Annotated in this window: 16 protein-coding genes and 2 pseudogenes; 7 read left to right on the forward strand and 11 right to left on the reverse strand. The window is 44.6% G+C overall.

Going from position 1 to position 21,952, the window contains the following annotated elements:
* Nucleotides 1-223 precede the first annotated feature (223 nt).
* Entirely contained in the window at nucleotides 224-2,158 is a 1,935-nt protein-coding gene (locus H6F44_RS01045; RefSeq protein ID WP_190349062.1) for a S9 family peptidase, read from the forward strand.
* On the opposite strand, the gene H6F44_RS01050 is transcribed toward H6F44_RS01045, so the two are convergent.
* The 4 genes from H6F44_RS01050 to H6F44_RS01065 all read right to left on the reverse strand — a co-directional run bounded on the left by H6F44_RS01050 (nucleotide 2,159) and on the right by H6F44_RS01065 (nucleotide 8,584).
* A complete protein-coding gene (locus tag H6F44_RS01050) occupies nucleotides 2,159-5,284 on the reverse strand; it encodes an ATP-binding protein (protein WP_190349063.1) in 3,126 nt (1,041 codons plus the stop codon).
* Between the two features lie 117 nt (nucleotides 5,285-5,401).
* Nucleotides 5,402-6,877: an ABC transporter substrate-binding protein gene (locus H6F44_RS01055; protein ID WP_190349064.1), complete on the reverse strand. Its 1,476-nt coding sequence runs from the start codon at nucleotides 6,875-6,877 to the stop codon at nucleotides 5,402-5,404.
* 139 nt (nucleotides 6,878-7,016) lie between these two features.
* Nucleotides 7,017-7,985: an HAD-IIA family hydrolase gene (locus H6F44_RS01060; protein WP_190349065.1), complete on the reverse strand. Its 969-nt coding sequence runs from the start codon at nucleotides 7,983-7,985 to the stop codon at nucleotides 7,017-7,019.
* 107 nt (nucleotides 7,986-8,092) lie between these two features.
* Nucleotides 8,093-8,584 carry a cupin domain-containing protein gene (locus H6F44_RS01065; protein ID WP_190349066.1) on the reverse strand — a complete coding sequence of 164 codons (492 nt, stop codon included), beginning with the start codon at nucleotides 8,582-8,584 and terminating at the stop codon, nucleotides 8,093-8,095.
* 388 nt (nucleotides 8,585-8,972) lie between these two features.
* Here H6F44_RS01065 and H6F44_RS01070 point away from each other — a divergent pair, with 388 nt between their 5' ends.
* From H6F44_RS01070 to H6F44_RS01080, 3 genes are all read left to right on the forward strand, one after another.
* Nucleotides 8,973-10,217, forward strand: a complete 1,245-nt coding sequence (locus tag H6F44_RS01070) for a GNAT family N-acetyltransferase (RefSeq protein ID WP_190349067.1) — start codon at nucleotides 8,973-8,975, stop codon at nucleotides 10,215-10,217.
* A gap of 45 nt (nucleotides 10,218-10,262) precedes the next feature.
* Nucleotides 10,263-10,652 (forward strand): Fur family transcriptional regulator, encoded by a 390-nt coding sequence (locus H6F44_RS01075; protein WP_190349068.1) that lies wholly within the window; start codon nucleotides 10,263-10,265, stop codon nucleotides 10,650-10,652.
* A 321-nt stretch (nucleotides 10,653-10,973) separates the two neighbouring features.
* Entirely contained in the window at nucleotides 10,974-11,525 is a 552-nt protein-coding gene (locus H6F44_RS01080) for a DJ-1 family glyoxalase III (RefSeq protein ID WP_190349069.1), read from the forward strand.
* A 14-nt stretch (nucleotides 11,526-11,539) separates the two neighbouring features.
* Here H6F44_RS01080 and H6F44_RS01085 read toward each other — a convergent pair whose 3' ends face one another.
* Both H6F44_RS01085 and ilvB read right to left on the reverse strand, forming a co-directional pair.
* A complete protein-coding gene (locus H6F44_RS01085) occupies nucleotides 11,540-12,025 on the reverse strand; it encodes an RNA pyrophosphohydrolase (RefSeq protein ID WP_190349070.1) in 486 nt (161 codons plus the stop codon).
* 123 nt (nucleotides 12,026-12,148) lie between these two features.
* The gene (ilvB, locus tag H6F44_RS01090; protein ID WP_190349071.1) at nucleotides 12,149-13,894 is read right to left on the reverse strand and encodes a biosynthetic-type acetolactate synthase large subunit; all 1,746 of its coding nucleotides are present in this window, start codon (nucleotides 13,892-13,894) and stop codon (nucleotides 12,149-12,151) included.
* Nucleotides 13,895-14,484: 590 nt separating this feature from the next.
* Between ilvB and H6F44_RS01095 the strand changes: the two are divergent.
* Nucleotides 14,485-15,357, forward strand: a pseudogene (locus H6F44_RS01095) (FAD-binding oxidoreductase); the annotation flags it as partial.
* 201 nt (nucleotides 15,358-15,558) lie between these two features.
* Nucleotides 15,559-16,869 carry an ATP-binding protein gene (locus H6F44_RS01100; protein ID WP_190349073.1) on the forward strand — a complete coding sequence of 437 codons (1,311 nt, stop codon included), beginning with the start codon at nucleotides 15,559-15,561 and terminating at the stop codon, nucleotides 16,867-16,869.
* Between the two features lie 127 nt (nucleotides 16,870-16,996).
* Here H6F44_RS01100 and H6F44_RS01105 read toward each other — a convergent pair whose 3' ends face one another.
* Both H6F44_RS01105 and H6F44_RS01110 read right to left on the reverse strand, forming a co-directional pair.
* On the reverse strand, nucleotides 16,997-17,599 hold the full coding sequence (locus H6F44_RS01105; protein ID WP_190349074.1) for a type II secretion system protein: 603 nt from the start codon (nucleotides 17,597-17,599) through the stop codon (nucleotides 16,997-16,999).
* A 124-nt stretch (nucleotides 17,600-17,723) separates the two neighbouring features.
* The gene (locus H6F44_RS01110) at nucleotides 17,724-18,029 is read right to left on the reverse strand and encodes an RpnC/YadD family protein (RefSeq protein ID WP_199301935.1); all 306 of its coding nucleotides are present in this window, start codon (nucleotides 18,027-18,029) and stop codon (nucleotides 17,724-17,726) included.
* Nucleotides 18,030-18,195: 166 nt separating this feature from the next.
* Here H6F44_RS01110 and H6F44_RS01115 point away from each other — a divergent pair, with 166 nt between their 5' ends.
* Nucleotides 18,196-19,341, forward strand: coding sequence for an RNA-guided endonuclease InsQ/TnpB family protein (locus tag H6F44_RS01115; RefSeq protein WP_190349075.1), 1,146 nt, complete (start codon nucleotides 18,196-18,198; stop codon nucleotides 19,339-19,341).
* A gap of 67 nt (nucleotides 19,342-19,408) precedes the next feature.
* Here H6F44_RS01115 and H6F44_RS01120 read toward each other — a convergent pair.
* From H6F44_RS01120 to H6F44_RS01130, 3 genes and pseudogenes are all read right to left on the reverse strand, one after another.
* Nucleotides 19,409-19,814 (reverse strand): annotated as a pseudogene (locus H6F44_RS01120) (Rpn family recombination-promoting nuclease/putative transposase); the annotation flags it as partial.
* A gap of 13 nt (nucleotides 19,815-19,827) precedes the next feature.
* The gene (locus H6F44_RS01125; RefSeq protein WP_190349076.1) at nucleotides 19,828-20,424 is read right to left on the reverse strand and encodes a pilus assembly FimT family protein; all 597 of its coding nucleotides are present in this window, start codon (nucleotides 20,422-20,424) and stop codon (nucleotides 19,828-19,830) included.
* 120 nt (nucleotides 20,425-20,544) lie between these two features.
* Nucleotides 20,545-21,930 (reverse strand): hypothetical protein, encoded by a 1,386-nt coding sequence (locus H6F44_RS01130; RefSeq protein WP_190349077.1) that lies wholly within the window; start codon nucleotides 21,928-21,930, stop codon nucleotides 20,545-20,547.
* Between the last annotated feature and the right edge of the window lie 22 nt (nucleotides 21,931-21,952).

Here is a 21,952-nt window from a genome sequence, read left to right on the forward strand (position 1 = left end):
AATTTAAATTTAGAGGTACTGAGACATCAGTAAATTTAGACTACGCTAAACATTGGTGACAGTCAATCATTATTATACTTATCATAGGTAAATATAAATCATATAATCCTGATGAATGCAGTAAAAAAGCAGAGGCAACTCAAGATGGGTTTATGTGCGAACCGAAATAACCACAGCTATAATTCATAGATAAACCCGCTACAACATTTGTCAAACGTACTCTATGAATACTGCTCCCTATGGTTCTTGGAAATCACCGATTAGCTCCGATTTAATTGTTTCTAGCAGTATTCGCTTGGGGGCGATCGCCCTTGATGATGGCAAGGTCTATTGGAATGAGGGGCGACCTACGGAGGGCGGACGCAATGTGATCATGGGTTATGACGATCGCAGTTACATAGAGATCACTCCCAAGGATAAGAATGTGCGATCGCAGGTACATGAGTATGGCGGCGGCGAATATTTGATCGAAGATGGTAGGCTTTATTTCTCTAACTTTAGCGATCGCGGCATCTATCGCCAAGTTGGGGACAATGCGCCCCAGAGGTTAACCCCTGAAAATAACTGTCGCTATGCTGATTTTGCATGGAGTCGCAACTATGGGCGCTTGATCTGTATTTGCGAAGATCATACTTACGCCAATTCAGAAGGGGGCGAACCGACTAATAGCCTTGTGGCGATTAGTACGACTAACGGGGAAGACATTCAAGTATTAGCAGCAGGGGCTGATTTTTATGCATCCCCAAGGCTTAGTCCTCAAGGCGATCGCCTCGCATGGTTGAGTTGGCAGCATCCAAATATGCCTTGGGATGGTACGGAACTATGGGTTGGCGATCTGCTGGAAACAGGATCGGGAATTCTCACCATTGAGAATCCGCAATTAGTGGCTGGCGGCTTCGCCGAATCTATTTTTCAGCCCGAATGGTCGCCCGATGGCAAGCTCTACTTTGTCAGCGATCGCACGGGTTGGTGGAATCTCTATGCTGTGGATTTGAATGAATTATCTAATATTCAACCACTCTGCAATATGGCAGCAGAATTTGGAATGCCCCAATGGGTATTTGGCATGAGTACCTATGGCTTTGCAGGAGATGGCAAGGTGATTTGCAGCTATAGCCAAAATGGAAAGTCCTATTTAGCAAAGCTTGATCCGCAAAATTTAGATCGGGGTTTGCAGATTATAGATGTTCCCTTTACTTCTATTTCTGGGTTAAAGTGCCAAGGCGATCACTGTGCCTTTCACGGTGGAGCGAGTACAGAAGCATCGGCGATCGTGCTTTTGGATTTGACCAATGGCACTTGGCAAAAAGTGCGCGTTGCCTCAGATTTGCAAATTGACCCCGCCTATATTTCCGCCGCCCAAGCCATTGAGTTTCCCACGGAAAATGGTTTAACCGCCTATGGTTTATTTTATGCGCCGAAAAATGCTGATTTTCAAGGAGAAACCCATGCCAAACCGCCATTATTAGTCAAGAGTCACGGCGGACCAACCGCAGCCACCTCCAGCAGTCTCAGTTTGGGGATTCAATATTGGACTAGTCGCGGCTTTGCGGTGCTAGATGTTAATTATGGCGGCAGTACGGGCTATGGTCGCGCCTATCGCGATCGCCTCAAAGGGAAGTGGGGCATTGTTGATGTTGATGACTGCGCCAATGGTGCCAAATTTTTAGTGACGCAGGGCTTAGTCGACGGCGATCGCCTTGCCATTTCGGGCGGCAGTGCAGGCGGCTATACTACCCTCTGTGCGCTGACCTTTCGCGATGATTTCAAAGCTGGCGCAAGTCACTATGGCATTTGCGATCTCGAAGCCTTGGCAAAGGATACCCATAAGTTTGAGTCGCGCTATCTCGATAGTCTGATTGGCAAATATCCCGAAGAGAAGGAAATCTATATTCAGCGATCGCCCATCCATTTCACCGAGAAACTATCCTGTGCGATCGCCTTCTTTCAAGGTCTGGAGGATCGGGTCGTGCCGCCCAATCAAGCGGAAATGATGGTGGAGGCTTTGCAAAAGAAAGGACTACCTGTGTTATACGTCCCCTTTGAGGGTGAGCAGCATGGTTTCCGCAAATCCGAAAACATCAAGAAAGCCCTTGACAGTGAGTTTGAATTTTATGCCCAGATTTTCCAATTCACTCCCGCAGATGTCTTACAATAATTAGCGCTCGGCGACTAGCAAAAATCGAGTATGTGTCATGGTCTTTTCGGCGCGGAGAGTTTGGATCTGTTCCGCCAGCCTAGTACTGGCAATAATTACATCGGGTGGTGAAGATATCACCCGATCGTGTAGGTTGTCTGTAGGGGCGATCGTAGAAGGGATAAAATCCTGATTTCGCAGCATTTCCATCAGCAAATCGATCGCCTCAAAATTATCATCCACCACCAAAACCTTTTTGCTTTTACTCACCTTGCTCGATAACAATAGCTCCACCTCACGCAGTAATAGGGCAGTATCTAGAGGCTTCGTAATATAGCTATCAATTCCTAAATGCAATCCTCTTTCTTGATCGTCTAACACTGACACAATAATAATCGGAATATTGAGGGTGGCGGGATCGGATTTGAGAATTGCGGCAACATCATAACCACTAATGCCCTGCATGATAATATCAAGGGTAATCAAATCGGGGCGATTTTCGCGAACCTTAACGATCGCCTCCTGTCCATTAGCTGCCTCACTCACGACATAGCCCGTTGCTTCTAGCTCCTGTCTCAATAGGCTCCGAATACTTGCATCGTCATCAATTACTAGAATATTTTTTGGTGAACCAATGACAGAACTCGGTATGGAGCCAGCAGTAGCATCTTGAATAGATTGCTGCTCATGGTTATAGAGCGCTCGCTTCTTCAACTGTTCAATGAGAATCTCAAAGTTAATCGATGGTAATGGCTGGCGATCGCTATTCGTTGCCATCGAGATCGGCAAAGTAAAGGAAAATGTGCTGCCTTTACCAACTTCACTTTCTACCCAAATCCTGCCGCCATGATGCTCGACAATTTCCCTAGAAATCGGCAAACCTAGCCCCGTGCCTTGCGGTTTATCGGTCAAAGTATCGCCCACCTGCTTAAACTTCTCAAATACCTTTGGTTGATCCGATTCAGAAATGCCAACCCCTTGATCAATTACGCTAACGATGACGCAAGGATTAGTCAATTGCTGATACTGCACTAGACAAGTAACCGTGCCTTGATCGGTAAATTTAACGGCATTAGAAATCAAATTAATTACCACCTGAATCAAGCGATCCTTATCCCCATAGATTACAGGCAAATCTGCATCAACCTCTCTCACCAAGGTCAAGCCTTTCTGCTCAAATAATGCCGATGTCGCCGAGATTGCCCGATTGATTACCTCCGTAATATCTAAGTTATCCATATTCCATTGCATCTTCCCTGCTTCGATCTTGGCAATATCCAGTACTTCATTGATCAACTTGGTTAAGCGCATTCCTTCCGAAACAATAATTTCAATATTTTCTGTCACTTGCCGTACACTGCGCTTCACCTTTTTATCTTCGGTTGTTATTAAAGGAAAAATAGACTCCTCTAGCTTTTTCTGAATTAATTTTGCAAATCCTAAAACCGAAGTTAGCGGTGTTCGCAACTCATGGGATACTGTGGAAATGAAGTCTGTTTTCATGCGATCAACTTCCTTCTCGGCTGTAATATCACGAATCAGAATTACCGTCCCTAAATAATCTGCTTTACCCTGAGATCCCTGACTATGACTATGGAAATTAACACCAGTCGTAACGGTGTTCTCTAAATCACTAGTTTCCTTAGTCGTTAAGTTCTCTCTAAAGATTGCGGTTGCCACTGCCTTGGCAGTACGGCGGTCGGGCAATGCAAATTCTTCACTAAAAACCTGTTGAGGATATTCTCTCGTATTCATGACTAGGTTAGTCATTTCGGCGGTTCTAAAAATCTCCTTATAACTAGTTGCATTTTCGATCGCTTTACTACTAATTCCCAACATTCCCGTAAGTGCGGGGTTGAACTGCGTAATCCGATTCTCCCCATCTACTACCACCAAACCATCCACCATATTATCGATGATCGCCTTGATTTCACTGGTGCGTTGGGCAACTTTCTGTTCTAGGGTACGGCTATAGTCAGCTAACTGCTCGCCAGAGCTTTTGAGTTCCGAAGTCATTTGATTAAAGGCGATCGCCAAAATGCCGATCTCATCCTTAGTCATTACAGGTGCTTGAGCATTGAGATTGCCGCCCGAAACCTGATTAGCCGCATCCGCAATCACCAAAATTGGTTGAGTAATCCGCCGCGCCAACAAATATACCGCCACCAGCAAAATACCCGCCGAGCTTAATCCAATCAACAAAATATCCCGCGCCAACCGATTTGCAGGTTCAAAAGCTTCATCTTGACTAACTTCTGCAATAATTGCTAAGTTTTGACTAGTTGACCATCGAAATACCCCCACCACAGGCACTCCAGCATAATTGGCGTAAAGACCGAAACCGTCCTGTTTAGCCAAGGCAAGATCAATGGCTTCGCTCTTAACCTCAGCGATCTGTGCTGTATTCGGTTTATCCTTCCCTTCTTGCCCTTCTACTTCCGCTTTCTTCTCCTCCCTTGAAATAAATACACTACGCTTGCCCGCCCGCCCGACTAAATAGGTGGCACTGGTCTTCCCTAAACCAGTACGCTCACGGATCAGATTATCAATATCCTGCAATGCCAGATTAATCGAAACTGCCCCCATTGCTAAATTTTCGCGATCAAATACATTTGTGGCAAAAGTGATTTGTGCTTTACCCGTTGCAGGGGAAATATAAAAGTTAGGAACGACCGTATTAGCACTCTGTTTAGTAAAAAAAGTCGTGGGATCACCAAGAGGGCGGAATTTGCCAACTAAAGCACTATTTTCGCTAGAAAAAACCACAAATCCACCGTTAGTAGTGGCGATAATACTGGTCAAATTTGGCTTGACCGCAGTGACTTCTGCTAGGAATTTGCTGAGACGACTATAGGCACTAATATATTCTGGTTTATTAGTGGGATTAGTTAGCAGGATATTTAATTCATCTCTGACGGTTGGCAATTGCACTAATAGCAATACATCCTTGCGCTGACTGCTAACCCATTCATTGAGTTGAAATTCTTTTAGCGAAATTGCCACTTGCAAACGGTCAATTACAGAATTTTGGAGAGCATCACGCGATCGCACATAGGCAGAAAACGCGACAATGCTTACGGTCACGGTCGATAGGACTGAAAAGTAAGTTACGAGTTGTAAAAGTAAGCTCTTGCCCCAAAAATTCATTTTGTCCTCTATCCCAATTAAATCTAGAAGTTTATTTAAGAGTTTTATTTAAAAGTTTTATTTAAAAGTTTTATTTAAACTCGGTAATCCCAGAAACAACGTAACTGCTTCTGATTACTATTTCCAATTGCTGAAGATATCGACAATATCAGCGATCGCTTTATCAGCAGCCTGCTCCACTGATGCTTGATTTCGCAAGATTTGCAAAATTCCCTTTGCCCAAATATTCCGTTCTAAAACAACACTATAGGCTGGATTAACTGCCTCATAGGAAGGTCTAGTCGGTTGTCGCAGCAATTGATTAATCACTGCGGCAAAGTGAGGATCATTATCCTTCCAAAATTCATCTTCAAGTAACTGAGGCATCACAGGAACCATGCGCCCTTTGCTCCCTTCACGAATAAAGCGCCCTATCACCTCTGGCTTGAGAAAATATTTCATAAAGCTCTTAGCATCTTCCTTATGCTTAGATTTTTCAAATATTACTAACTGCTTAATTCCTAAAATGGATTTGAGAACTTTGCCATCGGGTTTGTCGGGCAGCGCGGCTGTGACAATACGATTGAAATATAGATCGCGGGAAGATTCGTTATATTTGTTTTTCGGTAATTTTTGGGTCAAGGGAATCGATAGGGTACTATTGACGGTCATTACCGATTGGCTCTCTAAAAAACTGATATTGTTACCAGAATCTGACCATTCCGTAGCCCTTGGCGGTACAAATCCACCTTTATAAAGATCGCTATATTTTCGTAAGGCATTGATGATGTTGGGGCGATTGCTAGGATCGCTAATTATGAGCTTGCCATTGTCATCAAGTATCTTGACATCATATGCTTCCAAAAATTCTTCAAAGCCCAAAAATGTATCGGTTCCTAGGTCAGACATCGCCAAGGCAAGGGCATAGACATCTTCGGAGTTACGCTTGCTACGCAAATTTTTCTGGACGGTTTGCCAAAATTGCCAATATTGATCCCAATTTTTGGGAATATCGGTGTCTTTAAAACCTGCCTCTTCTAGTAGATTGCGCCAATAAAAGATATGGACTGTTTGCTGTCCAATGGGAGCTGCGTAGTAACTGCGCTTATTAAAATTACCGTTTTGATAGTTAACGGTTTCTAAGGCAACGGGCAAGTATGCGTCCTTAATGGGATTAATCACGTCCGCAACATCTGCCAGTTCATTTTTCCAAGCTAGACGCGGGAATAAATTAGTGTCGCCAGTGGTGCTGTATAAAAGATCGGGAGGATTGCCAGTTTCTAGGGCTTTGACGACTTCTGAGTCGAGGAGATTGGCGGGTATTAGTGTAATGGCAGCTTTTTTGCCACTTTCTTTTTCCCATCCTTCCACGATCTGGGCGATGAGGGTATTTTCTTCTGTGAGAAATCCTTGGGGCCACCAAATCCGAAACATATCGGTTTTGGTGTTGGGAACTGATGCGTTTAAGGTTTGCCCCCTGTTGCGTAAGGCATCAGCATCGGTGAGGGAGCCAGTCGTGGTTATGATGTTGTTGCTATTAGGGACAGCACTACAGGTTACTAGTCCTAGGGTAACTGCAAATATCGCCAACCAGTTGAATATGCGCCTATACATCACTCACCATCCTAATGAATTGTCTTAAAAGTGTGACTTGTCTATGGTTTTGATTCCTGTCTTGATTGCTATAAATTTTGCAACGGTTATCGCAAGATTTATTTACAGCGTAAAGCGCTGACTCAAAAACATTTCTGTACTACTCAAAGCCTGAATGGGCTGTACCGATCGCTAGGGTATGAGCAATTGCTTTTAGACTAGTCATAGCTATAGTTGGTTGTGGGCGATGGGTGGAAGTTGTTGGCGATCGGGTCGCCCAATTATCCCTCAAATTACCTGCTAAGTCACCTGCCAAATTACCTGCCAAATCACTGGGCAAATCACTGGGCAAATCACTGGGCAAACTTCTGGCAAACTGATCATATTTATCGGCTGTCTCAGTGATCCAGATGCTAGGGATATGCGCCCGATTAGCCATCAGGATATCTGAAGCTAACATATCACCAATAACTAAACATTTCTCCAAGGATACTTGTGTCTTTTCCTTAATTATATCTAGCATGATGGTGTTGGGCTTGCCGATCGCAAAATCCACATTTTTTTCGGCTGCCGCCGCGATCGCCGCCACGATTGCCCCACAGCCTGGAAGCGACTGCCCTCCTTCTGTCGGGAAGTTGGCATCAAGGTTACAGGCAACAAATTTTGCGCCCTTATTTAAGGCGGTCAGGGCTTGGGCGATCGCCTGATAGTTACATTGTGCGTCCAATCCCACTAAGACAGCGCCGCAATGATGAGCATCACCAAGATTTAACCCATAGTTTTGCACCTCCTGTTTTAGGGCTTCAGTGCCAATCACCAAGACCCCCTGTCCGCCGTCAATGGCATGATCGGCGATGAAGCTTGCGGATGCGGAAGCTGAGGTGAAGATTTCTTGGCGATCGCAGACAATGCCAAGATTGGTTAGTTTTTGCCAGATCGCGAGGACGGAGCTAGCGGAATTGTTGGTTAAGAATATAATCTGCTTACCAGCCTGCCGAAACTGTTCAATGGCAACATCTGCACCAGCAATCATTTGTTTACCTTGATAAACCACGCCATCAAGATCAATGATTAAGCTAGAACATTGCTCCCATGTTTTTTGCAATATCGTCTGAGCCTCATTTGCCATAACTACCTGCTGTAATTTAATGATTGCGGAAGATCGACAAAAACAAGTTTTAAATTTTATTCCTTCTCTTTTAGAGCGTGTTTGAGAAGTCTCTTATTTCAGAAGATTTAAGCAGACCTGACATAGGGGGCTAAATCATTCCATAGATGGGGAAACTGAGTCTTGATCTCATCAGCATGGGCGATCGCCATATCTCGATAGTCAAACCCAGGGGCAACCGACTCCCCCAACAAACCATATTCACCTGACTCCAGCACAGCCGCTTTCCAGTAACCTTTAGGAACTAGTAACTGCGGCACTTGTCCCTGAGCGAGATCCAGCCCTAGTTTCGCTCTATGCAACTTCCCCTCTAGATCAACCGTGATATAGGTAATCGGTGAGCCAGCATGGAAATAATGCATGATATCAGACTGATTTTTATGCAAATGATCAATAGGGCGATCGTCTGTCAAGAGATAATAAATGGAGGTCATCACTGCCCGATTTTGCCCTTCGCGAGATGTGGTAATTGTTTCTGATGAGCGATGGGTTTCGGCAAAGTAACCGCCTTCAATATGCGCTACTAGAGATAGCTGGGCAATCCAGATGTGTTTATCCATAGGATCAAGGGACTAATAATATAATTTGATTCATATTAGAGCTTTTAAGAGAATGTTTGAAAAGTTTTGATCTGCCTAGAAGTCTCCATTAAAAAGGGAGACTTCTTTAATCTTTCCCCTTACGAAGGGGGGGGAATGGGGATCAATCTATGTTTTTAGCGAAGACCGAGACTTTTCAAACAGGCTCTGAGCTGATTGACTGACAAAAGTGTCTGTAAGCCTTGTCAGACAAGATGTCTGACCCACAAAAGCAGAATCCTTGTGGAACGGGCATCTTGCCCGTTTATGGTTAAGATGTGTCAGTCAATCATGGCTCTGAGATTCCTTCAAAATCTCTTCTGTGCTTTGCTTGATCGGCTTGATCGGCAATTTCTGTAAGAATATATCTATGAAAATTCGCAAAATTGATAAAAATGATCGCCTCGAAATCCTTAAGGGTGATCTGTACGCTTACTCCCGTTGGACAAATCAAGACTTGCCGCGATCGCACCTAACCGCAATCAATCCAGAGGAAGTATTAGTGGCGGAAATTGATGGCAAAATTGCGGCGGCTTTGCAATGTTTTCGGATGCAGCAGTCGGTGCGGGGGACTCTGAAGGCGATGGGCGGCATTGGTGGCATATGGACATATCCCGAATATCGCAATCGTGGCTGTGTCAAGGCATTGATCAAGAGCGCCTTTCTGGAAATGCGAATGCATGGCATCAGTGTCAGTATGCTCACACCCTTTAAGGCGAGTTTTTATGAAACCTTGGGCTATGCGATCGCCAATGCCAATCACGAAGTAGAGATGCCGATCGCCGCCCTGTCGCCCTATCTAAAATCAAGTCATCAATCAACTAAATTAGATAATTTAACCTGCGATCGCCTTGCGGCAACTGAGGTCAAGGATATTTTGGCAAACTTTTTATTCGAGAGTCTGCGATCGCACACCTTACAGCCCCATAGCCATGGCTTAGCAATCACCAATTTTAACTATGACCAATGGTGGCATCTGCACCGCCAAAAACTATGTGTAGTGATTAAGCGTGATTGCCAGCCCGTTGCCATCGCCATCTACAGCATCGACAGCAGCAGCAATCAACCAATGCGCGATCGCTGCATCGAGATATCATCAATATTTTGGACAGACCTGCCCTCCCGCGATCGCCTATGGCAATTTTTCGCCAGTCACCGCGATCAAATCCATATTTTAAAAATGCCCTTACCCCTCAACACAAATCCCCATAATTGGCTAGGGGATGCAGGTATTTTAGAATCAAGACTGAGTGAACCTTGGATGGTACGCATCGTCGATCTGGTGGGCGCTTTGCATGGTTTACCCCTTGACTGTGAACCCTTGACCTTTGCCATTAGCGATTCCCATTGTCATTGGAATGAAGGCATATTTACCATTAGCAGCGATCGCTCCTTTGCACCGCAGATTGCGATCAAACGCCACAATGGGGAACAATTCGATGGGGCGATCGACTTTTACACCACGATTGCAGGTATATCTGCCCTTATTTACGGCACTGCGGCGATCGAGCAATTAATGCATAAACAATGGATTACAGAAATTAATCCTGCAACGCGCCAAAAACTCGAAAAATGCTTTATGCCCTGTCTGATTTATAATCCTTTTAAGTTCTGAAATCAGGAAAAATACCCACAGGATATTTTTTCCCCTCGCAAAAGCATGAAAGAAAAACTCACTCGCAGCCAAGAACGAGTGCTACATTTCCTCCAACACCGCGATCGCGCCATATCAGCGCAGGATATCCATTCGGAATTACGCAGTAGTGAACAGAGTATGGGGCTAGCCACGGTCTATCGATCGCTAGATACCCTCAAATTGCAAGGCCTAATTAAGGCGCTGACCCTCCCCAATGGCGAAACCGTCTATAGCATTACCCCCGCCGACAAGCACCATCTCAACTGCCTCAACTGCGGTAAATCATTACCGATTGATTGTTGTCCCATCCATGATCTAAGTAATCAATTGGCTAAAACCCATACCTTTCAGATTTATTACCATACCCTTGAGTTTTTTGGTCTTTGCAGTCAATGTCAAGAGGTTAGCGGTTAGCGATTAGCAGTTAGCAGTTAGCGATTAGCGGTTAGCAGTTAGCGGTTAGCGATTAGTGGTTAGCGATTAGCGATTAGCGATTAGCGATTAGCGGTTAGCGATTAGCGGTTAGTGGTTAGTGGTTAGTGGTTAGCGATTAGTTAATATAGGAACTAATGAAAAGGAAGTCTAATAAATTTCAACTGAATCTCAAGCTTTAACTTAATTACCTAATTAAAAAGCTAAAAGCTAAAAGCTAAAAGCTAAAAGCTAAAAGCTAAAAGCTAAAAGCTAAAAGCTAAAAGCTAAAAGCCAATCACCAATCACCAATCCCCCAAAAAAATGCCCACCGTACTTGTACCCCTATTTACAGGCTTTGAAGAAATCGAAGCAATTACGATTATTGATGTGTTGCGCCGCGCTGATATTGAAGTGATCACAGCGAGCCTAGATGAGCTAACGGTTATGGGCGCTCATGCGATCGCCATTATTGCTGACAAATCTCTCGATCAGGTTGAGTCGCATATCTTTGATGCGATCGCGCTGCCAGGTGGTGCAGGTACATTTCGGCTCAGAGAAGATCCGCGTGTTGCCAAAATGTTGACTGCCCATACCCATGCCCAAAAATTAGTGGCGGCGATCTGTGCCGCGCCCACCGTTCTCTCCGCCGCAGGTTTACTCAAAGACAAACGCGCTACCTCCTTCCCTGCGGTCAAGTCCCAACTGCAAGTTGGCGAATATTTGGAGAGTCCTGTGGTTGTTGATGGTAATGTGGTAACGAGTCGCGGCGCAGGTACAGCGATGGCTTTTGCCTTGAAACTGGTGGAGATCTTAAATGGGGCGGCGATCGCCGATCAAATTGCCACTAGTATGATCGTACAGCCAAGAAATTAGCCTTCCATGACTTGTTACGGCAATTTGCCAATATATTCACGAATCACAGGGGTGAAGATCTTCACCACCTGTTGATACACTTCTCTCTTAAATCTCACAATAGAATCAAGGGTTTTGTCGATCGCCATAAACTGCACCACGCGAAACTCGCGATCGTGAACATCCAACTTACAATTAGAAGCTGGGTAGTTCCAATAAAAGGCAAACCACCGTTGCCTTTGTCCGCAATAGCTTGCCCACTTGCCCGACAACTTGAGCGATGGCGGAAAGTCGTAATACAACCATTCAGGATGCACATAGGCTAACACCGCGTCATCAATACCCACCTCTTCGTATAGTTCTCGCAAAGCGGCTGCTTGAGGATCTTCGCCATCATCGATCCCGCCCTGAGGAAACTGCCATGAGTCAGGTACACCTAAACGTTCGCCGACTAGTACCTCACCCTTGCGATTAAACACAATAATCCCGACATTGGGACGATAGGATTTTTCTGGTGTCATAGATCTGCATATAAATAAAGCAAAAGCATAGCATCGCTAACAACTATAAAAAAGGCAGCGCGAAGCGCTGCCTTTTTTCATAGTCACAAATATTAACTCTTTGTACTGTTACAGGATTGTTGCCTAGACTAAAGCTTTTTCTAGTTGCATTGCAGGTTCTAAGGTCAGCGATCGCTTGGGTGTGGGCAAACCGACCATTTCTGCATTACTTGCGCCTGGGGGAACCATCGGATAACAGTTTTCATTGCGCTTAACGCAAAAATCGGCAAACACGGGACCATCATAGGCAAGAATCTCTGCCACCGCCGCCTGCAAATCCTGCGGATCACTAACGCGAACCCCCTTCAGTCCAAAGGCTTCCGCAAGTTTCACAAAATCAGGCATTCCCACTTCCATGTTTGAAGAAGAATAGCGCTCATCATAAAAGCTCTCTTGCCATTGGCGCACCATGCCCTGCCAACCATTATTAATAATGATTACCTTGATCTTGATACCATACTGGGCAAGGGTTCCCAACTCTTGAATGTTCATCTGGATACTAGCATCACCACTAATGCAGATCACCTGATGATCGGGCAGTGCCACCTTTGCGCCCATTGCCGCAGGCATCCCATAGCCCATCGTGCCGAGTCCTGCGCTAGAAATCCACTTACGTGGTCCAGTTTTGATAAGTTGTGCTGACCACATTTGATGCTGCCCCACATCAGTGGTAAAATAGGCATCGGGCGCTTGTTTACCAAATTCAAAAATTACTTGTTGGGGCGATAGCACACCTTCGTAGGCAGGTACTTCTAGGGGGTAGTCTTCTTTCCATTGATCAAGTTGGGCAAACCATTCCTTAGTTTGAATGTTTTCTTCGTAACTTGTCGCATCCAAAAGTGCTTGCAAAACCTCTTTTACATCGCCAATAATCGGCACATCGGGTTTACGATTTTTGCCGACCTCCGCAGGATCAATATCAATGTGAATCACCTTGGCATCAGGCGCAAATTTATCTAGGCGACCTGTCACGCGATCGTCAAATCTCGCGCCGATCGCTATTAACAAGTCGCAGCCCTGCACTGCAAAATTAGCATAGGCCGTACCATGCATTCCCAACATACCGAGGGATAGCTCACTATTTTCATCGTAAGCACCTTTACCCATTAGGGTTGTGGTGACAGGCAACTGAAAGCGCTTAGCAAGCTCGGCAAGCTCAGCATGGGCATCAGCAAGCACTGCCCCACCACCTGCATAGAGCAAAGGACGCTTTGCCTCACGGATCATCGCGATCGCCGCCGCAATCTGATGTAAATGCCCCTTAACCTTGGGTTGATATCCTGGCAAATCCACCTCAGCATCAGGGTGATAGGCAAATTCTTTTTGACCGATATCCTTAGGAATGTCAATCAGTACAGGCCCTGGGCGACCAGTGCCAGCAATATGAAAAGCCTCCGCCACAATCCGCGCAATATCTTCTGGGCGGCGAATCACATAGGAATGCTTGACAATGGGCAAAGTGATCCCCCAAATATCGGTTTCTTGGAAGGCATCCGTACCGATCGCATAGGAGGGAACTTGCCCCGTAATAATTACCATCGGGATCGAATCCATTTGGGCAGTAGCAATCCCCGTCACCAGATTAGTCGCTCCAGGACCTGAGGTTGCCACACATACACCCACCTTACCAGTAGCTCTAGCATAGCCATCTGCTGCATGGACTGCTCCTTGCTCATGGCGCACTAGATAATGCTTAATTTCTCCTCTCGCTTCTGCCTGATAAATTTCGTCATACACAGGCAAAATTGCGCCGCCTGGATAGCCGAAAATATGCTTTACACCTTGTCGCCTCACACTATCGATGAGGGCGAATGCACCCGTTGTTTGCAAAGTAGCCTCCTCTAGACTCTTAATTCCGATAATTCAAACTGCAATCTCCAAAAACACTGGCGAACTACGCCTTAGCCTGTGGCAATTTTCATGCTGCCGTAGTCAGTATGAAAACATGAAACCCTTGCTAGGATTATTTTTTGTTTTTAAATGATTTTGTAATAAATGTTCACTCATTACAAAATCGCAATAGTGCATCAACTTAGTGATGTTTAGCGCTGTTTAGCGATGTGTCAGGTACTCCAAGGGCTTTTTGCCTGACTACAGCCTTAGTCAAGCTTTACTAAAGTTATAGTAAAGCTGTGATACATAAGTTGTAGTTTGTTGCAAGTACCTTTAGTTGAAAATCTAAGGTTAATTGTATCCATAATAACATATGCAACCCTAGACGACTACCCATTTGCCGCCCTCCCCCCATATTTCAGCAATTTTGTTTCGGCTAAATCTTAATAAAGATATAAGTTTTGCCCCACTCAAACAGATCTTTAGGCTACATCATGCTGACAAGTCGCATTTGAAAATATAATGACATCGTGTTTCTTTGTCATACATTCCCTACATAACGTCTCATGAGTGCAAATTCAGAAAAAGATATTCCCGTCAACATCTACCGCCCAGCTAGCCCCTTTACAGCCAAGTGCATTCTCAATGAAGTATTGGTCAGACAAGGTGCGGCTGGCGATACCCGCCACCTCAAGTTCGATATTTCTGGTGGCAGTCTACGCTATTTAGAAGGTCAGAGTATTGGTGTAATTCCTCCTGGTGAGGACAAAAATGGCAAGCCGAACAAGCTCCGTCTCTACTCGATCGCCTCTACCCGTCTAGGTGATGATCTCGATGCCAAAACCCTGTCTCTCAGCGTCAAACGTCTGGAATACACCAACGAAGCTGGCGAGTTGGTGAAGGGTGTCTGCTCTAATTTCTTAACCGATCTTAAACCTGGCGATGAGGTGAAGCTGTCAGGTCCTGTGGGCAAAGAAATGTTGCTACCCGATGATCCTAATGCCACAATCATCATGATTGCCACTGGCACAGGGATTGCTCCTTTCCGCGCTTTCCTATGGCGGATGTTTAAGGAACAGCATGAAGATTACAAATTCAATGGCTTGGCTTGGCTCTTTTTTGGTGCGCCCACCGACAGCACCGTTTTGTACAAGGCTGATCTGGAGTGGATGGCTTATAAGCATAAGCGCAACTTCCGCTACGATGTGGCACTCAGCCGTGAACAAAAGAATGCCAAAGGCGAAAAGATGTATATTCAAAACCGCATGGCTGAATATGCCGATGAGCTTTGGGAAGTGCTGCAAAAGCCCACCACTCATACCTATATGTGCGGTTTGCGCGGTATGGAAGATGGTATTGCTGAATTCATGACCAAGACTGCGGAAAAGAATGGCGCAAATTGGAAAGAATTTGAAAAGCAAATGAAGAAGGATGGACGCTGGCACGTTGAAACTTATTAATTGGCTGTTAGCTGTTAGCTGTTAGCTGGATTTTTTACTAGGCGGCGCATTGCGCCGCCTATTCTGCGAATAAGCAACAGCTTAAAGTCAAAAAAACTCAATTTTAAAGTAGCACTAAGCGCTGTAAAAACTAAAAGCTAAAGGCTAAAAGCTAAAGGCTAAAAGCTAAAAGCCAAAAGCTAAACTCTATAGGCATATTAAGTGGAATTACTTTGGCTGACAGTGGGAATTGTGATTGGCGCGATCGCTACCAGTGCTTGCTGGTTTAGCTGGAGTTATGCCAAGCGGTTGCGCGATCGCAAATCACGTCAGCGATCGCGTCATGTTTCTAAGATAAAGTCGATCCGCAGTTTCCAATCTTGGGCATATGGTTTGCAAAGGGATATTAAACAAAAATATCGTCAAAAATTTGACCCGAAAGAGATATTGATAACTGAGCAGGAGCAATTGCAGAAGCAAATGCTATGGGAAACAATTGTGGAGTCGGCTCCCATTGGCTATTTGCAAGTTGATCAAGACAATCGCCTCACGGTTTGTAATCAAAGGGCTGCTCAAATGATGGGGATCAATAACCTTCAGCAAGGGTTGCAGCGCAAACCATTTTTGTTACAAATTATTCGTTCCTATGAGTTAGATGCGTTGGTAGAACAGACGCGATCGCAGATGCAAGGCGCTCAAATTGATTGGGTATTTCATCCTGCGATTCCCGATCCTGCTGATCCTGTGCCGCAGACTAGTAAGCCCATCCGCGCTCACAGTATCTACTGCCCCAATAGACAAGTGGGGATCTTTTTGGAAGATCGCCAAGAAGCAGTACTAATTGCTCAACAGCGCGATCGCTGGACTTCTGACGTTGCCCATGAGCTAAAAACGCCCCTAACTTCAATCCGTTTGGTTGCCGAAACCATTGAGACACGTGTTGATCCTTCTGCCAAAATTTGGGTAGAACGTTTGCTCAACGAAATAGAAAGAATTACAAATCTCGTTAACGATCTATTAGAGCTAGGACAAATGGATGTGGGGATTACGCCCTGCTTACATAAGAGTGAAATTGATCTAGAGAATTTGATCAAAGCGGTATGGACAAACCTAGAGCCGATCGCCAATCGGAAAAAGATATCCTTAAATTATCATAGCGATGGTCAGATCAGGCTCCATGGTGATGAGTCACGCCTCTATCGGCTATTGCTCAATATTATCGATAATAGTATCAAGCATAGTCCAACCCTTCAAAGTATAACTGTGGCAGTGGCAGCGATCGATGATTTTGTGCAGATTGAAACTATTGATGCGGGGGATGGGTTCCCTGAAGAAGCATTGCCCCATATTTTTGATCGGTTCTATCGTATTGATCCATCACGTACAAGGTCGGGCTTAGATCGTGGCGGTAGTGGGCTAGGTCTGGCGATCGCCAGTCAGATCGTGCAACTCCACGAAGGCACTATTTCGGCTCACAATCACCCCGAAACAGGGGGCGCATGGATCATTATCAAGTTGCCTAAGCATCTATGATATTTTACGATATCTTCAATTGCTCTGGCAACTCGCTTTAATGTTTCTTTGAGGTTATTTTCGTTATATCTGTATTTTATTTGTATTTTATTTGCATCTTATTTTTATTATGTACATATTTTGGCAATCATTGATTGCAGGATGAATTCTCAGCTAACCGCATTGAACCTAGGAGCGTGGAAATAATGACACATCTTTTGCGATCGCCACCTGCTCTGTTCGCAAATGTGATACGTCCCAATTCTCCAATTCCATTTGGGTTGCCCTGGGGCTTAAATTGAACGCGATAAATATCTGGCTCAGGCACTGCTGTCAGTTTTGTTAGGGTTGTGCGAGGTTGAGACTCGGTATTATCCACAATTCTCACGCCTTGATCAAAATTTTGCCAAGGCAGACTATCCCAATATTCTGCGGTCATTGATGATGGCGGCGACTGATGTACTGCATATTGAGAAACATTGGGAGTATTTCTAAAGGTTGCTTGCCACATGGTTTGGGTGCGCTTGGCATTGCTCTGGGCTAAGCGCAAGGTGCTGAGGGCTGTACTCTGTGCGGAGGTTAGTCTCTGATTGTTCAAAAATCCTAGCCAAGATGGTGCAGCGATCGCTGCCAGAATACCCGCTATCACCATTACTACTAAGACCTCTAGCAAAGTGAAGCCAAGGTTGTTATAAATACCTGCGTGAACGCGATCGCGTCTTTGCCGATAATTATTCCGCATCCGCATCATATTTCTTTGTTGTTTTTAACTACAATTATCTTGCAAGAGTAGCATTTATTTCTTAATTTGTTCCTATATTAATGCCCATTTAGGCATTGCTACTTATAACAACACCTTTGGATATTGAAAACGCTTACTGAGGTTTTGCTGAACGTTTAGCCCTTGGCGATTTAGGATTTTGGGATTGTTTTGCAGAAAGCTGTTGTAATTTTTGGACTTGCTTGAGGGTTAGTCCTGTAAATTTGGTGACTAGATCAGGGGAAATATGATCATTGAGCATATTGATCGCAATTTGGCGGGTAGCTTTCGCTTCACCCTTAGCTAAACCCTGAGCCTCACCTTGAGCGATGCCTTGAGTGATGCCTTGAGCGATGCCTTGAGCGATGCCTTCGGCTTTGCCCTCCAGTAAAATTTCTTGGTAAATCACGGATGTCTTCATGATTTCGCTCCTTAAAAGTCTTTGGATGATTTCTTTGTTTAGGGCTATGCCCGATATTATCAGAAAAATGGGTTTAAAAACCCGTGCTTCTAGCACGGCTTTATATTAATTGTATCAATATGTCGCATCTTATGTTAGAATATACTACATAAGATTAGATAAATCCATGTTAGTCCTCGAAGCAAAACTAAAAGGCAAAACAGAGCAGTACAACCTCATTGATGAGGCTATCCGTACTGCTCTGTTTTGTCGTAATAAGGCTTTGAGGTTCTGGATAGATAATCGCGGCGCTGACAGATATGACCTCAATAAGTTCATGGCTGTGCTTGCAAAAGATTTTGATTTTGCGAATAAATTAAACTCTCAAGCAAGACAATCAAGCGCTGAAAGGGCATGGTCAGGCATTGCCAGATTTTTTGATAACTGCAAGAAGAAAGTATCAGGCAAGAAAGGATATCCAAAATTTAAAAAACGTGGTCATTCCGTTGAGTATAAAACTACAGGGTGGAAGCTTTCTGAAGATCGTAAATACTTAACTTTGACTGATGGTTTCAAAATTGGCAGACTCAAGCTAGTTGGCAGTCGTGACCTTAACTTCTACCAGATAGAGCAAATTAAACGTGTCAGACTGGTAAAACGGGCTGATGGTTACTACGCTCAATTCTGTGTAGATGTTGACCGTAGAGAAGATATAGAACCAACTCAAACCACGATTGGTTTAGATGTTGGGTTGAACCACTTCTACACTGACTCCAAAGGTAAAGTAGTCGAAAATCCTAAATTTCTTAGAAAGTCAGAGCGTCAGCTTAAAAAGTTGCAACGCAAAGTTTCTAAGCGTAAAAAGGGATCGGCTAATCGGAGGAAAGCAATTAAGCGGTTAGCAAAAAAGCATTTGCAAGTAATTAGACAGCGTAAAGACTTTGCGGTAAAGACTGCAAGGTGCGTAGTTCGGTCTAACGACCTGATTGCCTATGAAGATTTGCAAGTGCGGAATATGGTCAAGAATCATAAATTGGCTAAGTCTATTTCAGATGCAAGCTGGTCTATGTTTCGAGATTGGGTTGAGTATTTTGGCAAAGTATTTGGCAAGGTCACGGTTGCAGTGCCGCCACAATATACAAGCCAAAATTGCTCAAATTGTGGAACAACGGTCAAGAAATCGCTGAGTGAGAGATCTCATCAATGTAGCCATTGCGGTACGGTTTTAGACCGTGACCACAATGCTGCTTTGAATATCTTGGCTATTGGATTAAATAGGGTAGGGCATACCCAAATTTCTACGCCTGTGGAGAGTTCGACCTCTGCCATTTAGATTTAGGTCTATTTGGTAAGTTGTCTCACTGAATCAGGAATCCCCGTCACTTCAGTGCGGGGAGTGTCAAAGCTGTCGATGCGGCTACATTACTTTGGACTTGTCGATCGCTAATATTTTCAATTTTTTGGGCGACTTGCCTTAATGTTTCTTCGGGATTATCGGTTTGAGATAGGGCGGCAAAGGGTAATAGTCCTGAATAGTTTTGAAATATGGCTGTTGGCTGTTCCCAGAGGCGAATTACATCGATAGTCCGCCATGCGGAAGGGAATATTTCTATTCGGCTCGGTTTGAAATTCGATGTGCAGGATTAGGTCTGATGCTTCGAGAAATATTACTGAGTCGGCACGGATCGGTTCTACCAAAAGCTCTGATGGTTCGAGTTTGGTTAATTCAATGGGTTTGCCCAATAGCCAACTGGCAAAGTCTGACGAAAAGCTTTCTGCGAGAAATTTACAGATATTGTCTATCATTGCAGGAAGTTAACTATAGCGTGCAATTGCCTTCACCTGTAACAACAGCACCCAATAGGGTTTGGATTTTAATCCACTTAGTCTTACCAGTGCTATTCGTCAAATTAACGCAGATTGGCACTAATCCAGATTGTGTCGGTGGTAAAAAGCCTCTGGAGTCAAATTCTAGATATTTATCACTACCAGATACAGGCAAAGTTCCAGAACTAGTAACGGATAAAGTAATTCCATCTTCTATTTTCTGATCTTTCCCAGCATTAGCTTTGACGTTATCTAATCTAATTGCGTTACTTTTAAAAGTAATTCTGGTTCTATTGCCACTGGAGTTTTTGCTATCACTAACTTTACGAGTTTTTGCTTCTGACTGTGCTGTTTTAATTGCTTGTAAGACCAATGTTTGTGAAGAGTTCATGCGTTGACTATTGATAAAGCCAGACCATGCGGGGGCAGCGATCGCTGTTAGTACACCGACCATCACCATTACAACTAGAACTTCAATTAGGGTAAAACCCTGCGATTTGCGATTTTTACGGTATTGTGGGGCGATCGCTTTTGGCAATGATTTAAACATCATATTTAAAATATTTAAATGGGAATTAATATTAAGCATGATCAATTTACCTTGATGATTTGATCTACGTTTTAGTGTTAATCCCCCCTTTGTAAAAGGGGGGAGGATTTTCTGCTTCCCCCTTCACAAGGGGGATTGAGGGGGATCAATCAAGATTTTTTATCTTGTGATACCGATCGCACTACGTCCAAAACTACGCACGTTAGCAGTGGGGAAAAAGGCGGTGTTGGCCGTGGTGGGCTGTCTGAAGTTACGCGGTTGTGGGCGATCGCCTAGTCTGGCTAGGGCATTGCCCCTCAAAAATAGCCGTACAGTTGTATTGTTAGGGGCAACACAGGCATAAAAGCTGCTCAATCCCGCAGGGTTGGCAGTGGTGCTTGTAAAGTCGGCAGGTACGCGCTGCGTAAATGTCCCTGCGGCGTTACTAGCGGTTACAGGATTGGTATTGCCCACGCCGATCGACGGATCATCACAGTCGGGATTGGTAACTACGCCTGCAATGGTGACATTTTTGCCAATGGGAATGCGTAAGGCAGCAGTGGCGGTTGAGGCTGTGCCTGCATCATTGTTGCCGCCTTGGTTTACGTTATAGGCTGTGTCATCCATGAAGTCAACAAGGGGGACAAACTCAGTAGCGGGACGGGCTGGAAGCACCGAAGGAGGATTATTGTCTAGTTTATAATCAGTGAATTTTCTCCAACTTAAAATGCTGGTAGCACTGGAAAAATCTGGGCGATTGAAGCCTTTATCGGGTGGAATAAAGTAATCGCTATCATCTGTTGCCGCAGGCGAAATAGCTGGATTGTTACTGCTAACTAATGCAGATGGAGTTCCGCCATCTCTATTGAAAGCTATTGTGGTTGGGCAGTTAGCAGTATCAGTGATAGTGCCACCAGTGCTGCAATACCAAGGATAGCCGTCTTTAAGTTCCCATCGCAAAATTCGGGCGGTGTTTGACCAGCTAGAACTACCAAGATTTGTATCATTTTTGAGGTAGTAAGCAACTAAGGAATAGCCATAAATCTCGCGTCCAAAGGCTGACTGAAACGGATTTGTTGTTGCATTATTAGATTCACAGGCGGCAAAGTCTTTGTAAGGCATACATCCTAACTTTCGCGTCTGTAATGTACTATTCGGATCAAAGGATGTTCTTTTCCAGAAGACTAAAATGGGTGTGCAGTTGCTGGAAGTGCATTGGGTGTTGGTCTGCATATGGGGTAATTGAGCATTGATGCCCGCAATGCCTTCAGCGCCGTAGATATACATTGCTTCTTGCAGGTCGTCAGCAATATAGGCGATCGCCGATTGTAGTTCTTCTTGGGCGTTGGACTTGGCAGTTTCCTTACGATCGCTTTCTAACACTCCCGTCAAAAAACTCAGCATTACCACCACCATAAAGGAGGCAATCAGTGCTGATACCAATAATTCTATCAATGTAAAACCAGCTACTAGGTGACGATCGCGCCGTAGTTTAGAGCGCCGCTTTGATGGCTTATTAGCGATCGCTGCTATTTTAAGAAACAACCTGCGAAACCAGCTTTTCATATAACTTCCAGACCCCATTCTT

Source organism: Pseudanabaena cinerea FACHB-1277 (genome assembly GCF_014696345.1).
GTDB classification, from domain to species: domain Bacteria; phylum Cyanobacteriota; class Cyanobacteriia; order Pseudanabaenales; family Pseudanabaenaceae; genus Pseudanabaena; species Pseudanabaena cinerea.

Coding starts and splice junctions, on each gene's coding strand:
- H6F44_RS01085 (WP_190349070.1), bottom strand. CDS start 12,025: ATGACACCAGAAAAATCCTATCGTCCCAATGTCGGGATTATTGTGTTT.
- H6F44_RS01115 (WP_190349075.1), top strand. CDS start 18,196: ATGTTAGTCCTCGAAGCAAAACTAAAAGGCAAAACAGAGCAGTACAAC.
- H6F44_RS01075 (WP_190349068.1), top strand. CDS start 10,263: ATGAAAGAAAAACTCACTCGCAGCCAAGAACGAGTGCTACATTTCCTC.
- H6F44_RS01055 (WP_190349064.1), bottom strand. CDS start 6,877: ATGTATAGGCGCATATTCAACTGGTTGGCGATATTTGCAGTTACCCTA.
- H6F44_RS01045 (WP_190349062.1), top strand. CDS start 224: ATGAATACTGCTCCCTATGGTTCTTGGAAATCACCGATTAGCTCCGAT.
- H6F44_RS01105 (WP_190349074.1), bottom strand. CDS start 17,599: ATGATGCGGATGCGGAATAATTATCGGCAAAGACGCGATCGCGTTCAC.
- H6F44_RS01060 (WP_190349065.1), bottom strand. CDS start 7,985: ATGGCAAATGAGGCTCAGACGATATTGCAAAAAACATGGGAGCAATGT.
- H6F44_RS01070 (WP_190349067.1), top strand. CDS start 8,973: ATGAAAATTCGCAAAATTGATAAAAATGATCGCCTCGAAATCCTTAAG.
- H6F44_RS01050 (WP_190349063.1), bottom strand. CDS start 5,284: ATGAATTTTTGGGGCAAGAGCTTACTTTTACAACTCGTAACTTACTTT.
- H6F44_RS01130 (WP_190349077.1), bottom strand. CDS start 21,930: ATGAAAAGCTGGTTTCGCAGGTTGTTTCTTAAAATAGCAGCGATCGCT.
- H6F44_RS01125 (WP_190349076.1), bottom strand. CDS start 20,424: ATGCTTAATATTAATTCCCATTTAAATATTTTAAATATGATGTTTAAA.
- H6F44_RS01065 (WP_190349066.1), bottom strand. CDS start 8,584: ATGGATAAACACATCTGGATTGCCCAGCTATCTCTAGTAGCGCATATT.
- H6F44_RS01110 (WP_199301935.1), bottom strand. CDS start 18,029: ATGAAGACATCCGTGATTTACCAAGAAATTTTACTGGAGGGCAAAGCC.
- H6F44_RS01080 (WP_190349069.1), top strand. CDS start 10,974: ATGCCCACCGTACTTGTACCCCTATTTACAGGCTTTGAAGAAATCGAA.